Source organism: Balneatrix alpica DSM 16621, from assembly GCF_000619885.1.
Lineage (GTDB): Bacteria > Pseudomonadota > Gammaproteobacteria > Pseudomonadales > Balneatricaceae > Balneatrix > Balneatrix alpica.
The window spans coordinates 433,414-447,321 of the sequence record NZ_JHUZ01000011.1 but is presented as its reverse complement, the minus strand read 5'-3'; the positions used below and the strand labels follow the sequence as shown (position 1 = coordinate 447,321).

Genomic DNA, 13,908 nt, shown 5'->3' with positions numbered 1-13,908 from the left:
TCAATTCGTTGGCCGAGATCCACTGCTCGGTGCAGCGAAGTGCTCAAGCCATTGCGCCAGCTCTGTGGCTTTTAAGGGTTTACTGAAGAAGTAACCCTGCACCAAGTCACAACCCTGTTGGCGCAAAATGTCGCAGCCCTCAGCGGTTTCAGCCCCTTCTGCCGTCACTTTTAAACCTAAACCATGTGCCAGTTGCAGGGTGGTGCTTACAATCAAACGATCCTGCTGGTTGTGTTCAATCTGCTGCACAAAGGCCTTGTCGATCTTCACTTCATTGACCGGTAGGCGTTTGAGGTAAGCCAGGCTGGAGTGGCCGGTGCCAAAGTCATCAATGGCTAAGCTCAGACCTGCCTCGCGTAGTTGTTGTAGTGAACGGATAACCTGTTCCGGATTTTGCATTACCGCGCCCTCCGTCACCTCAAGCGATAGCACCTGAGCTGGTAGTTGATAACGCTGTAATAAGGCCAGAATTTGTATTGGCAGCTCGGGCTCGGCTAGGTCGAGTGCGGAAAGGTTCACCGCTATCTGCAATTCAATCTGTTGATTACGCCAGCGAATCTGTTGCTCAAGTACCTGTTCCAATACCCACAGGGTGAGGCGATTAATATTGCCGGAGTGCTCGGCCAGCGCGATAAACTCATCCGGTGGAATAAAGCCCAGTTCCGGGTGTTGCCAGCGGATTAATGCCTCGGCAGCCAGGCAGCGGCCCTGCTGAATCTGCACTTTGGGCTGGTAAACCATATAGATTTGTCCCGTGCTCATGGCCTCATCCAGGCTGCGGATAATCTGCAGCTCACGCAGATAGCGCTCATCTGAGCCTTCTTGATAGCGACACAAGCAAAGGTTGTGGGTTTTCGCCATTTGCAGGGCAATATCCACCCGGCGGAAAAGTGCATCCACCTCATGGCCTTGGGCAGGGTAGTTCACTACCCCTGCTGCCAGGCGCAGACCGATATGAGAGCCTTCAATCAACAGCGGGGCTTCAAGGGTTTGCAGCAATTGCATCAGGGTGTCGTCATGCAAATGGGTCTGACAAACCAATAAAAACTCATCCCCCCCTAAGCGGGCACTAAAGCTAAGGCCCGGACTGGTATCCTGCAGGCGTTTGCCAAGATGGCAGAGCACCTGATCACCGTTGTGATAGCCCAGCGAGGAGTTAATTTGTTTGAAGTCACGGATGCAGAGGTGAATCAGGGTGCCAGATTGGTTCAGGGCCAGACACTCTGCCAGTTGATGTTCAGCGGCATTGCGGTTGTAGAGGCCGGTGAGTTCATCATGATTGGACTGGAACAGCAGCCGTTGTTCCCGCTCTTGCACATCCTTGTGCATCTGGCTGAGGGTATTGGCGAGTAAGCCCATTTCTCCCTTCAAGGCTGGGGCGCTAACCCCATTGCCTTGGCCAATGGCCTGCGCATAGCGGGACAGGAGGGCAACCGGATGACTCAGGCGGCGGCCAAGCAGCAGGGCCAACACGATGGCAATGGCGATGCTGAAGGCGAATAACCACACCATCTGTTGGCGAAGCGCCAAATAGCTTTGTAGCAACTGGTTATTGTCCAAGTGTAGAGAGGCAAAAACCGGTTCATTACCGGCGGTGGCCAAAGGCACCAGAATGCTCAGATAGCGATCGTTCATCGCTTGAAAGGGTTGATTGAGTGGTGGGCGCTGTTGACTGAACTCTGCGGTAAAACGTTGCTGATCGGCCTCACTCAGAGTCGAGGCCAGTGCCAGGTGACGGCCTTGATCAAACCCAATAAAGCCGATGTCCAGATTGGTGGTGAGCTTGGTCTCGGCGGCCAGCTGTTGATCCAGTAAAAAGCCCATGCCAATCCAGGCAATCAAATTAGGGGCCTTGACCGGCACCATCACGATCTCGTAGGGCTGTCCGACCAAAACGGTGACATCCGTGACTCCCCCTTGCTGCATGGCATGGGCAAATAAATCTTCAATAGGGAACTCACTGCCCTGAGTCATCTTGGCATTGGTGGAAGCCAGAATCTGTCCTTCGGCACTGAGTAAAAAGACCAGCTCGGCATTGATCCTGGAGCCGTGGTTATCCAATACCGAAGCGATGGTGGCCTCTTCCCGAGTGGCAATGGCACGTTTAAAAGCAAAATCAGAGGCAAGAATACGCACCGCAGTCAGGAGTTGCTCAGCGCGTAGCTGCAGCGTGGTTTTAAACACGTTGGCACTGCGTTCAAGGCGCTCAGAGCCTTCCTGTTCGAGGCTAAGTTTGAGCGTATCCAGGGTGGCCACCATGGTGGCGACTCCCACCAAAGCTACCAGGGAGATTAACAACGCCAGTAACTGGCTACGAAAGCTGGTCAGCATGAGCATCCTTGAACGGGTATGGGGCGCTTGGCTAGGACAGCCAGACAGCCAAGGCTCCGATGAATCGATTAACAGTCTTAATAGTCGCTGAGAGGATCATAGTACTTTGGCATGGGCTTGTCTGGCGTGGGGGGCTTCACCGTCAGGCTTAATTGATGTTGACCGGCGCTGAGTGGCTGCGTTTGGCTTTGTAGCTGCCAGGGGTGCCAGAGTTTTACCTGATAAGGGCCAGGGGGGAGGTCGGATAAATTAACCTGCCCCTGTTGGTCGCTCACTCCCAGCCAGGGGGATTGCCCGACGTAGATATAAGCCAGCATGGAGTCATGGATATTACAGCCCAACACCACCAAGCCTGGGCGATCAAAGATCACAGGGGCATGGTCTCTCTCATCCTGATAGAGCTGCAACTCAAACATCTTGGCTTCCGAGAAGGAATAAACGTGGTGGCGGTAATGATCGTCATTGGGAAAGCTGACGGCGCTGCCCACCGGCACCGCACTGACATGGGGAATAAACTGACGCTGGTGTTGGCGCACCTGTGCCTGCTGCGGTGGCACATCAGTGGCCGCAGGAGCGATGACCTCCACCACTGCATTGGCCAGGGGCTGGCCCTGTTGATCAGTCAGTTGCAATTGCAGGCTGGCGGCCAGGCTCAGGGAGCTGGTGAGTGGCAGGGTTAAAGCCAGGCTGGTGGCGATAAACGCATAACAGGTCAGAGTGCGCATAGGACGTCCTAGCAGAGTGAGTCTAGCGGAGCGAATCAGCACTGAGACAGGGCTAAGGAAGGGGAGTTCCCCTGCACAGGCATAGTCAGCGGTAGCGAAGAAGTCAATTGAAGGGGGGAAGGGCATTGAGAACGGCTTGAATCAGTACATCCTGTTGGCGTTGTCGAGGATAGACAAGGTGCAGACGCAGGGCACCTGGGAGTAGGTGGAGCAAGCAAACCTGCCCTGCGGTTTCCGCGAGCCTGGCGGTATCGGCATGGAGTAAACCCAGCCCTGCCTCTGCTTGAATCAGCTGCAGGGTAATGGCTTCCCGGTCACTGCGAATGATTTGTTGCGGACGCCATCCCAGTTGCTGGAACAAATTTTCTGCCGCCTGGCCACAGCCGCTGTTATCACTAGGCAGGATCCAGGGGCGGGCTTGCAGAGCCGACCAGTCCAAGGGGGGCTGGAGGATGTCCCAACTGGGTGGCGCGGCGAGAAAAATGCCCTGGCAGGCGACTTCCTGGCTAATCAGTTTAGCTGGGGAGGGCTCTTGATCATGGCAGAAGGCCGCATCCAATCGTCCCTTATCGAGATCCAGCAGTAACGCTGAGCGCTGGCTATAGTGGCGTAGCTCGACATGCAACTCTGGATACTGCTGTGCTAGGCGCAGCAACAGCTGGCCGAGGTAGGCTGGTTGGGCGTGGCTGCTCGCCCCGAGGCGCAACTCGCCTTTTAATTCGCCTTTAAGGCGAGTGGCTTCGAGGAGGAGTTGCTGATGAGCTTGCAGGATGAGTTCGGCCTTGGCCACCAGTTGCTCACCCTGGGGGGTGAGCAGCATGCCTTGGGCATGACGCTCAAATAGCAATAGACCTAGGCTGTCCTCCAGGGCCTTGATATGCGCGCTAACGGCTGGTTGGCTTAGATGCAGAGACTCGGAGGCACGGGTGATACTGCCCTCTTGAGCGACCCGCACCAGGGTGCGCAGTTGGTACAAATCCATGCCGACTTTCCTTAAGGAGGGGGTTCATAGGAGTTCTAATCCATACCACCACAGCATATCCAAAGGTAATAACAATGCCAGGCTCAGGAAGAACAGCCAAAGGCAGGCGCGGCTCATTGGCCCTAGTGGATACTGTGCCAGTTGCATGGCGCTGACGAGTGGTGGGGCCTGATAGGGTAAGAGAACGTTGGCAAAGGCCAGTACCTGACTCATCAACACCGTAACCAGGCTGAGGCCGCTGGTCTGGGCCAGTTGTTCCGCCATCGGGGTCATAACGGCCGGAATGCCGGGCAGGTTGGTGAGTAAGCCTACCAGAGTGGCAAGGCCGGTTATTTTAAGCAGATTACTCAGCTCCTGCCCGGTGGCGAGATTCAGGCCCGGTAAGAGCTGGGTGATCAGCAGTTGGCCCAGGCCACTGTGTTCGATCAACGCTCCCAGGCTCATAATGCCGGCGACAAAGAATAGCGAAGCATAGTTAATCTCTGTATTCAGGCATTGTTTGCTCACCAAGCCTGTTCCTGGCCATAAACAATACAGTGCTGCTGCCAGTGCCACCCAGCCCGGAGCCAGTCGATGCCAGCTATCGCTTAGCCATAAGACTAGGCAGAGCAACAACAAGGCTAGCAGTCGTAGTTCCTGGGGCTGCCAGGGATGCACACTGATGTCCGCAGCGGGTTGTCGAGTGGGGGATGGGGCAGGGTAGAGCCAGCGCACTACCCCAATAATTAATACCCCCTTCAGTAGACCGAGTACGGGAAAATGCAGCAGCAAATATTGCCAATAACCCAGTGGTTGCTGATAGAGATGCTCTGCCAATCCCGCCAGCAGCATATTGGGGGCATTGGCGGGCAGAATACTGTATGCCGGTAGACAGGTACCTAAAGCAGTGGCCAGAACCATGCCCAGATGGCCCTGGGAGTGAGGGGAATAACCCAGTTGTTCGGCTAATACCAATACCAGGGGAATCAGCAGCATCAGGCGTCCCATGGAAGAGGGGATGAGAAAGGCTAAGAGCATGCCTACGCCGACTAAGCTGGTTAGTAGACCGGTGTAGCTGTGTCCGACCAAACGGCTCAGCAGCCGCCCCGCCCGTTGCCCCAGGCCTGTATGACGCACCGCTGCCCCTAATACCATGCCGCTGAATAGCAACCAGAATGGGGATGAGAAAAAGCCAGCAAATACCACGGTTGGGGGGGCGAGCTGCAGGATAGAGGCACTGCAAAACAGCAGCAGCGCCGGCCAGTATTCCGCTACCCAATTACTGGCCCAGAGCAGGATACATACTAAGGCTAAGGCCAGAACAGCGGTTTGTGGCCAGGCAAGATAGAGATTGGCCCAGGCAGTGATCAGACTGAGCAGTAAGGCGGCTGTCAGAGGCCGCCAGGGCCAGCCCTGGACGGCGGGCAGGCGTAGCAGAGAGGAAGGGGAGTCAGACATAGAGCCTCCAAGCACTTGGCTGATGGAGGCTCTAGTTTGCAAGCGGAAACCGGGAGCAAGCCAATCGTTTATGCTGAGCCCTCCCTCAGCCAGGCTGAGGGTGCGGGATGATGACAGGCCACGCGTTGCAACGCTCCTGGCGCTAGGCTTTGCAGGCTGGGGACCTCCTGGCTGCAACGGGGGCTGGCCAGTGGGCAGCGGCCATGGAAGACGCAGCCGGCGGGTGGATCAAGAGGGGAGGGCAGTTCCCCTGGCAGTAGTTGAATCTGCTTAGCGCGTTGGCGTCGTGGATCGGCCAGCGGCACGGCGGAAAGCAGAGCCTGGGTATAGGGATGGCGCGGCTGTTGGTACAGCTGGCTGGCGGGGGCCAGCTCCATGCCCTTGCCCAGATACATCACCAGAATACGATCACTAAGATGGCGTACCACACTGAGGTCATGGGCAATAAAGACCAGAGTGAGTCCCAGCTCCTGTTGTAAATCTTTGAGCAGGTTGACGACCTGGGCCTGGATCGACACATCCAGGGCGCTAACCGGCTCGTCACAGACGATAAGCTTGGGTTGCAGAATCAATGCCCGGGCAATGCCCACCCGCTGACACTGTCCCCCGGAAAACTCGTGGGGATAGCGATTGACCACGGAGGGTAGCAGCCCTACCCGATCCATCACCTGGCGTAGCTGCTGGCGCCGTTGACTGGCGTTGAGTTGTGGCCGGTAAGTACGCAGGGGCTCGCTGATAATGTCGCCAATGGTCATCCGTGGGTTGAGGGAGGCCAGGGGATCTTGAAAGATCATCTGCATGTGCTGGCGTTGGGCCCGTAGTTGTTCCTCATTGAGACTGAGTAAATTCTGCCCTTGCCAGAGTAACTGGCCGGAGCGGACCGGGGCCAGGCGTAGCAGGGCGCGGGCCAGGGAGGACTTGCCACAGCCGGACTCACCAACAATCCCCAGGGTTTCGCCAGCAAAGAGATCAAAACTGACTCCATCGACGGCTTTGAGCCAGCGTTTAGGCTGCCAGGGCCAGCTACTGGCCACAGGATAATGGACGCGTAAATCCTGCACGCTGAGCAGGGGGGTAAAGGGATTAGGCATAGTGTGCCTCCTGTATCTCACTGGCAGGCAGATGACAGGCTCTTAGCCGCCGTTCAGCGAAAGGCTGTAAGGGCGCAGGATGCTGATGACATTGGGGCAAAGCCTGTGGGCACCGGGGAGCAAAAGCGCAGCCGGGGGGGAGTTGTAACAGGTTAGGCGGGTTGCCGGGTAGGGTGGTCAGGCGCTCAATCGGGCCGTCCAGTTTGGGGACGGCCTGGAGTAAGCCCTGGGTATAGGGATGGCTGGGCTGATAAAACAGCGGTTCCACCGGCGCATACTCCATCTGCTGGCCAGCATAGAGCACCAGCACTTCATCACAGGCGCCCGCAACCACGCCCAGATCATGGGTGATCAGCATGATGGCGGTATGAAACTCCCGTTGCAGTTCCCCCAGCAGCTGCAGAATTTGCGCCTGTACCGTGACATCCAGGGCGGTAGTGGGCTCATCGGCAATCAGCAGCTTCGGCTGACAGAGCAAGGCCATGGCGATCATCACCCGTTGGCGCATGCCGCCGGAAAGTTCATGGGGGTATTGCTGCATGCGCTTGGCTGCGGCGGGAATTTTTACTGCATCCAGCATGCCCTGGGCTTGGTGGCGTGCCTGCTGCCAGGAAAGTCCACGGTGGATAACCAGCACCTCTGCCAGTTGGCGACCAATTTTGAGGTAGGGGTTAAGGGCAGTCATGGGATCTTGGAAGATGATGCCAATTTGCTCTGCCCGTAATTTGTTCAAAACCGCACGGGGTTGGCCTAGCAAGGGTTGCCCCTGCAACCAGGCCTGACCGTTGACCTCGGCATTAGGGGGGAGCAGGCCAAGCAGGGCAAAGGCGGTTTGGCTTTTACCGGAGCCGGACTCACCGACAATACCCAGGGTTTGCCCAGCATTCAGACGAAAGCTCAGATCCTGTACGGCGGTTACCCAGCCATCCGGGGTGTGAAAGCGCACCCGCAGGTGCTGCACTTCAAGTAAGGCGGTGGACATGCTCAGCGATCCTTAGGGTCGAGGGCATCACGTAGCCCGTCACCAATAAAGTTGAAACAAAACAGCGTCAGCACCAGCAGGGCGGCGGGGAACAGCAGTTGCCAGTAGGTGACATCCATGGTTGCTGCGCCTTCGGCAATCAGGGCTCCCCAGCTGGTGAGGGGTTCCTGCACCCCCAGGCCCAAAAAGCTGAGGAAGGATTCAAACAGAATCAGCGAAGGCACCATCAGCGAGGAATACACCATCACTAGTCCCAGCACATTCGGCAGCAGATGACGGTAGAGAATGGTGAAGCGGCGCAGGCCACCGGCATGGGCGGCTTCAATAAACTCCTTGCGTTTCAGGCTGAGGGTGAGGCCCCGTACCATCCGTGCCAGACTCAGCCAGGACACCGCGCCAATGGCCACGAAGATTAAGACGATATGGTTGCCAAATACGGTGACCAGCATGATCACCAGAAACATAAAAGGAATGGAGTCGAGCACTTCAATCAGGCGCAGAAAGAGTGCATCGACCCGACCACCATAGAAGCCGGCGGCCGCGCCATAAAGGGTGCCGATCAGCACCGCCACCAGGCTACCGAGCAGGCCGACCAACAGGGAGATCTGTCCTCCCTGCAGGCAGCGGGCAAAGAGATCGCGCCCGAGGGAGTCGGTGCCAAAGTAATGGCCGGAACTGAGACTGGGCTGGCCCAGGCTGGCAATGTCGGCTAACACACTCCAATCAATATTGGCTCCATCATGTGGGGTAAAGTAAGGGCCAAGCAGAACCAATGCCAGGATGCTGCTTAGCAGTACCAGGCTGACCAGGGCGGCGCGATTACGCAGAAAGCGGCGTCTGGCATCGGCCCAGAGGCTACGGCCCTGAACCGTGCCCTCTTGTTCGAGATTGTCGGCCAGTGCCTTGAGCTGCTGTTTTTGACTAGGCAGTAGCATGGTATTAGCTCTCCAGCTCAATACGGGGATCAATCCAGGCGTAGAGAATGTCGACCAGGACGTTGAAGCCGATGGTGAGGGTGGCAACCAGCAGGGTAATCCCCATCACCATGCCGTAGTCACGGTTGAGGGCGCCGTTGACAAAGTGTTGGCCTAAACCGCCGGTGGTGAAGAACACATCCACGACCATGGAGCCGGTGACGATGCCGACAAAAGCCGGGCCGAGGTAGCTCACCAGGGGTAACAGGGCTGGGCGCAGGGCGTGACGGCTAAGGAGATAAAACAGTGGCAAACCCTTGGCGTGTGCAGTGCGGATAAAGGGACTGTGCAGCACCTCAATCATGCTGCCCCGCATGATCCGTGCAATGCTGGCCACCAGGCCCAGTGCCAGGGTCAGCACCGGCAAAATCAGGTGGGACCAGGCACCATCATTCCAGTTACCTGCTGGTAGCCACTGCAGTTGCACGGCAAAGATCAGCACCAGTAGCGGCGCCAGGACAAAGTTGGGCAGAACGACACCGGTCATTGCCAGGGTCATCAGGCTGTAGTCGATCCAGGTGTTTTGCTTGAGTGCGGCGATGATCCCCAAACTGACCCCCAGCAGCAGGGCAAGCACAAAGGCATAGATGCCGATTTGGGCGGAGATCGGCCAGGCATTGGCAATCAGGGTGGTGACGCTGAAGTCCTTGTAGACAAAGGAGGGGCCAAAGTCACCTTGCAGTAAGCCGCTCAGGTACAGGCCAAATTGTTGCCACCAGGGTTTGTCCAGGTGGTATTTGGCCATCAGGTTGGCCATTACCTCGGGGGGCAAGTCCTTTTCCCCCGAAAAGGGCCCGCCAGGCGCCAACTGCATCATGGCAAAGGCGATCAGCGCGATCAGCAGCAGGGTGGGAATCGCCACCAGAATACGTTTGCAAATAAAACTCAGCATAGGGCCGACGGGGCAGCAGGCTGCCCCGCTCCTTCCTTCGGATTAGTTGGCGAGGTAGACGTCGCGGCGGTAGTAGTTTTGCTCAGGGTTGGACAGGCTATAGCCGCGCACCTCTGGCTTTTTCAGCCCCAGCTGATAACCGGCACGATAGAGCGGAATCAGGGGGAAGTCCTCGGTCAGCATGGCCTCGGCCTGTTGGTAAAGCTGGCTGGGGTCTTGGGCGGTCTTGGCTTGATCAAGCAGACTCTGGTAGCTGGGGTTGGCATAGCCGGATTTGTTCGAGCCGGTGGCACCAAATACATCGAGGAAGGTGGAGGGCTCGTTGTAATCGGCCACCCAGCCACCGCGGTAAACGTGGTAACCGCTCTTGGTGGCATAAAACACCTTGGGTTCCAGCTTGGTCACTTCCACCTCGGCTCCCAGGACTTGCTGCCACATATTGACCAGGGCCAGAGCGACTTTCTGATCCCCTTTAAAGCTGGGAATCACCATGCTGAATTTGAGCGGTTTGTCCGCGCTATACCCAGCTTCGCTGATCAGTTGTTTGGCCAGGCTTTCCCGCTCGGCTTGGGTCAGGGCAGCATAGGCGGGTTGGCCACCGGCAAAGCCATCAATCTGTGGCGGTAACAGGGAGTAACTGGCCAGCTCACCATTGGCGGTGACGTACTGAGTCAGCGCATCACGGTTGATGGCATAGGCCAGCGCTTTGCGCACCCGCACATCATCGGTGGGAGGCAGCTGGGTGTTCAGCTCGTAGTAGGAGGAGTGCAGCGAAGGCGCGATTTCTATCAGTTCCTGTGGGCGTTCCGCCTGCATTTTTTTCAGCTGCTCGCTGGGAATGCTCATCAGCACATCCAGCTCACCGGCCAGATAGCGTTTGAGTGCGACAGCGGCATCGCCAATGGGCAGGAAGGTCAGTTGCTCCAGTTTGACCTCGGCGGCATTCCAGTAGTTGGGGTTTTTCACCAGCACGATTTTTTCATTCACGTCCCAGCTGCTGAGCATAAAGGGGCCGTTGGAAACCAGCTTGCCAGGAGCTGTCCAGCCATCACCATGGGCGGCAATACTGGCGGGGTGGACGGGGAACATCACCGGATGGGAAAGCAGTTTGACAAAGAAGGGGACCGGCGCCTCCAGGGTTACTTCCAGCGTGAGGGGATCGGGAGCACGCACCCCCAGTTCAGTGGCGGGCAGCTTGCCCTCCAGTATGGCTTGCGAATTTTTGATCCGTGGGATGGCGGCAAACCAGCTGTAGGGTGAGGCGGTGGCCGGGTCGAGCAGACGCTGGAAGCTATAGACAAAGTCCGCCGCAGTAATGGGATCGCCGTTGGACCACTTGGCGTCCGGGCGCAGTTTGAACACATAGCGGGTGTTGTCATCAAAACTTTGCCAGCTGATGGCCAGGGCCGGGATGATCTTGCCATCGGCATCCTGGGAGACCAGTCCATCAAACAGATCCTTGCCGATATTAAAGTCGGGCTCGGCGGCCAGTTTGTGGGGGTCAAGGGAACTGACCTCGGCGCCATTGTTCAGTGTGAGCTGCTGCGGCATCGCTGCGGCCTGGCTCAGTGGGCTAAACATCAGGGCGGCACTGACCAGCCAGGGGGCGAGGGTGGTGCTTAGGCGTGACAGGGTATGGGGCTTAAGGGATGTCGGCATACCAGCTTCCTTTATTTTTTTGTTTAGAACGGACGACACAGGTAGCGCAGCAACGAGGCGGATCAACAAGGGAGGGAGTGCTGCCAGGCAGCGGTATTGTTCTTGTTGGTTCGCCAGGACAAAAAACGGCTAGCTGTCATCTTAAGCCTAATTATTTGTATATTGCATACAATATTCTTTTGCGGGCGAAGTGTAGAAATTTTGTAGGTGAAGGCGCAGGGATATGAGTTGGCGTCCGTGCCGGGGGAGGAGGTTAGCGTCGCTCTTCGTCTTGAATGAAGTAGCTGATCTTGGCGCGGGGGTTAAGGTATTCGTACACTTCCGGTGGTAAGTCACTGGGCTTGAGGACTTCGCTGATGCTGAGCTTACCTTCTTCCAGGCTGAGGATGGGGGCTTCCAGCCGCGGGATTTCCGCATCATAGGCCACCACATTGGGATACAGCAGTTTTTTACTGTTCACCGACATCACCAAGCCAATGCGTTCGTCACTGAGGCGCACCAGGGTTCCGGGGGGGTAGACCCCCATCATTTTGATCAGCTGCTCCACTTCAGCCTGTCCTAGTTTGCCTTGCATGCCTTTAAACAGAATCGACATGGCTTGATGCGGTGAGCGCGCATCTTTCTGATTAGGGGGATGGCAGAGGTTGTCGAACTCATTCACGACGGTTACCACCCGGGCCAGGGTATTGATCGCTACGCCCTTCAAGCCTTCTGGATAGCCACTGCCATCAAGAAACTCATGGTGCTGACCGACGATGGGTAAGGCTTGCTCGGGGAAGGTTTCCGTCAACTTTAATAGTTCCACCCCGTAGCGGGTGTGCAGTTTGAACAGGTTGAGCTCAGGAGTGGTGAGGGGCTCTGTTTTACGCAGGATAGGACTGGGGATCTTTGACTTACCGATATCGTGAAAGAGTGCGCCGATGCCGATTAGCTTGACCTGCTCAGCACTAAGACCAAGGTTTTTACCCAACATCATTGCCAGGGTGGAGACGTTTAAGACGTGGTAGTAGATGTTCTCCTGCTCTTTGCCCGCTTGGGAAATCAAATGCAGTACCAGGGCATCGGCATTGAGGATGGTATCGGCCAGATCATTAATCAGCTCAGTACCATCCTCAATTGCTTGCAGAGGGCGGCTGCTAATCAGCGTCATGATGGCGCGTACCTTGGCCATTGACTGGCGAAAAGCTTTCTCGGTGCGTTGTATTTGCCGGCGTTGTTCTTTGGCTTGCTCAATCCGCTGTTGCTTCTCCTGCTCCAGCTGATCTTTGACCTCATCGACGGTTTGGCTGGATTGCTCTTCCTGCGGAGGGGCCGCCAGGATGGTGCTCTTTTCGGGATAGAGGTAAACAAACTCCAGCTCCAGTGTTTGGATCACGGCAATCTGATCCTGACTGGCAACTTTGAATTTGCTGGTCAAAAAGGGGTGCTTCATCCAGCTGACCGGTAGCTCGATAAAGTAGCCTATCTTGATTTGTGAGGGTTTGATCTTAACAGAAGACACCTTACACCTATGCTCCAGGTGGCTGCCGAATGGCGACCAAGCCAGGAAAACTTAGCAAAGAATCAGCAACTTATACATTTACCAAGCTTACCTGCCCATTCAGCGCCGGCTTAACCTCTTTGTGTATATGAGGATAGTCTCAACAAAATAGGAGGGCTGGCGTCTAAGGAGGAGATTTATGCGGAGAAGGTTGTCTCTCTGCCTGCTTTCTGGTTGGATGTGGCTGATTAATAATTGAATACAATATGCAGTTTGCTGATTCGCTGTCAGCAAGGAGCCATGATGAAGACACTCAAGGTGCTGGACATGCACACCGCCGGGGAGCCGGTGCGCATTTTTATCCAGGGCATGCCGGCTTTGGCGGGTAATACGGTGCTGGAGCAGCGCCGGGACGCGCTGGAAAATCACGACTGGGTACGGCAGTTGCTGATGCAGGAGCCCCGCGGCCATGCTGATATGTACGGTGTGTGGCCGGTGCGCCCTGGTCATCCCGAGGCGGCGTTGGCCGTGCTGTTTACCCACAATGGTGGTTACAGCACCATGTGTGGTCATGCCACTATTGCCCTGGGGCGCTTTGCTCTGGAGCAAGGATTAGTGCCTGCGCAGGTGCCTTTGACCCGCTTTGTGCTGGAGTGCCCCTGTGGCCCAGTGGAAGTAGAGGTGGAAGTCAATGAACAGGGGCAGACCGGTGAGGTGGCCTTTGCCAGCGTGCCGGCTTTTGTCTATCAACGGGATGTGCGTATTGAGTTGCCCGGTTTTGGTCTGATCAGGGTGGATATCAGCTACGGCGGCGCCTTTTATGCCCTGCTACCGGCAGCCCGTTTGGGACTTAACCTGGCTACCACCCCCTATGAGCAGCTGGTGGCGGCAGGGCGCTTGATTACCAATACTCTGCGTGCCCAGTTTAGTATTCAGCACCCGGATGAGCCTGATTTGGGCTTTCTGTATGGCACCATTCTTACCGATGAAGAGCAACCGGTCTGCCAGACAGGCCCCCATCCTGTTAGTTATAACCTCTGTATTTTTGGTGATGGTCAGGTTGATCGCAGTCCCACGGGCTCCGGTGTCACCGCGCGAATGGCCTTAGCCTGGGCCAAGGGAGAACTGCAAGCCGGCCAGGTACGGGAATACCGTGGTTTAAGTGGCCAGGGTTTTCGTGCCAGCTTGCACAGCATTGATGAAGCCCGCCAACAGGTGCGGGTACGGGTCAGTGGCCGTGGCTATCCCGTTGGCCAGGCTGAGTTTATCTGGGATGAAGCGGATCCCCTGGGCACTGGTCTCAGCATCCCCACCCGCTTGAATCAACTGTGGACATCATAACCAAGGAGCCAACC

The 13,908-nt window shown here is 56.6% G+C and carries 11 protein-coding genes; 1 reads left to right on the top strand and 10 read right to left on the bottom strand.

Going from position 1 to position 13,908, the window contains the following annotated elements; translation table 11 throughout:
- The 10 genes from Q334_RS0106075 to Q334_RS0106030 form a co-directional block, all read right to left on the bottom strand.
- Positions 1-2,331, bottom strand: coding sequence for a bifunctional diguanylate cyclase/phosphodiesterase (locus Q334_RS0106075; RefSeq protein WP_027312431.1), 2,331 nt, complete (start codon positions 2,329-2,331; stop codon positions 1-3).
- A gap of 77 nt (positions 2,332-2,408) precedes the next feature.
- The gene (locus Q334_RS18195; protein WP_051527560.1) at positions 2,409-3,056 is read right to left on the bottom strand and encodes a methylamine utilization protein; all 648 of its coding nucleotides are present in this window, start codon (positions 3,054-3,056) and stop codon (positions 2,409-2,411) included.
- A 103-nt stretch (positions 3,057-3,159) separates the two neighbouring features.
- A complete protein-coding gene (locus Q334_RS0106065) occupies positions 3,160-4,038 on the bottom strand; it encodes a LysR family transcriptional regulator (protein ID WP_027312430.1) in 879 nt (292 codons plus the stop codon).
- 24 nt (positions 4,039-4,062) lie between these two features.
- On the bottom strand, positions 4,063-5,475 hold the full coding sequence (locus Q334_RS0106060; protein ID WP_051527559.1) for an SLC13 family permease: 1,413 nt from the start codon (positions 5,473-5,475) through the stop codon (positions 4,063-4,065).
- Positions 5,476-5,543: 68 nt separating this feature from the next.
- Entirely contained in the window at positions 5,544-6,566 is a 1,023-nt protein-coding gene (locus Q334_RS18190; protein ID WP_051527558.1) for an ABC transporter ATP-binding protein, read from the bottom strand.
- Positions 6,559-7,548, bottom strand: a complete 990-nt coding sequence (locus Q334_RS0106050) for an oligopeptide/dipeptide ABC transporter ATP-binding protein (RefSeq protein WP_035460874.1) — start codon at positions 7,546-7,548, stop codon at positions 6,559-6,561. Before Q334_RS0106050 ends, Q334_RS18190 begins: the two co-directional genes overlap by 8 nt.
- A 2-nt stretch (positions 7,549-7,550) precedes the next feature.
- Positions 7,551-8,483, bottom strand: a complete 933-nt coding sequence (locus Q334_RS0106045) for an ABC transporter permease subunit (RefSeq protein WP_081414353.1) — start codon at positions 8,481-8,483, stop codon at positions 7,551-7,553.
- Positions 8,484-8,487: 4 nt separating this feature from the next.
- Positions 8,488-9,414, bottom strand: coding sequence for an oligopeptide ABC transporter permease OppB (oppB, locus tag Q334_RS0106040; protein ID WP_027312426.1), 927 nt, complete (start codon positions 9,412-9,414; stop codon positions 8,488-8,490).
- Positions 9,415-9,456: 42 nt separating this feature from the next.
- Complete coding sequence (locus Q334_RS0106035) at positions 9,457-11,073, bottom strand: peptide ABC transporter substrate-binding protein (protein ID WP_027312425.1); 1,617 nt, start codon at positions 11,071-11,073, stop codon at positions 9,457-9,459.
- Positions 11,074-11,326: 253 nt separating this feature from the next.
- Positions 11,327-12,574 (bottom strand): HD-GYP domain-containing protein, encoded by a 1,248-nt coding sequence (locus tag Q334_RS0106030; RefSeq protein ID WP_027312424.1) that lies wholly within the window; start codon positions 12,572-12,574, stop codon positions 11,327-11,329.
- 282 nt (positions 12,575-12,856) lie between these two features.
- Here Q334_RS0106030 and Q334_RS0106025 point away from each other — a divergent pair, with 282 nt between their 5' ends.
- Positions 12,857-13,894, top strand: a complete 1,038-nt coding sequence (locus Q334_RS0106025) for a proline racemase family protein (RefSeq protein WP_027312423.1) — start codon at positions 12,857-12,859, stop codon at positions 13,892-13,894.
- Positions 13,895-13,908 lie beyond the last annotated feature (14 nt).

What these genes read in the sequence shown, in the direction of transcription:
- Q334_RS0106075 (WP_027312431.1), bottom strand. Translation starts at nt 2,331, where the DNA reads ATGCTGACCAGCTTTCGTAGCCAGTTACTGGCGTTGTTAATCTCCCTG.
- Q334_RS18195 (WP_051527560.1), bottom strand. Translation starts at nt 3,056, where the DNA reads ATGCGCACTCTGACCTGTTATGCGTTTATCGCCACCAGCCTGGCTTTA.
- Q334_RS0106065 (WP_027312430.1), bottom strand. Translation starts at nt 4,038, where the DNA reads ATGGATTTGTACCAACTGCGCACCCTGGTGCGGGTCGCTCAAGAGGGC.
- Q334_RS0106060 (WP_051527559.1), bottom strand. Translation starts at nt 5,475, where the DNA reads ATGTCTGACTCCCCTTCCTCTCTGCTACGCCTGCCCGCCGTCCAGGGC.
- Q334_RS18190 (WP_051527558.1), bottom strand. Translation starts at nt 6,566, where the DNA reads ATGCCTAATCCCTTTACCCCCCTGCTCAGCGTGCAGGATTTACGCGTC.
- Q334_RS0106050 (WP_035460874.1), bottom strand. Translation starts at nt 7,548, where the DNA reads ATGTCCACCGCCTTACTTGAAGTGCAGCACCTGCGGGTGCGCTTTCAC.
- Q334_RS0106045 (WP_081414353.1), bottom strand. Translation starts at nt 8,483, where the DNA reads ATGCTACTGCCTAGTCAAAAACAGCAGCTCAAGGCACTGGCCGACAAT.
- oppB (WP_027312426.1), bottom strand. Translation starts at nt 9,414, where the DNA reads ATGCTGAGTTTTATTTGCAAACGTATTCTGGTGGCGATTCCCACCCTG.
- Q334_RS0106035 (WP_027312425.1), bottom strand. Translation starts at nt 11,073, where the DNA reads ATGCCGACATCCCTTAAGCCCCATACCCTGTCACGCCTAAGCACCACC.
- Q334_RS0106025 (WP_027312423.1), top strand. Translation starts at nt 12,857, where the DNA reads ATGAAGACACTCAAGGTGCTGGACATGCACACCGCCGGGGAGCCGGTG.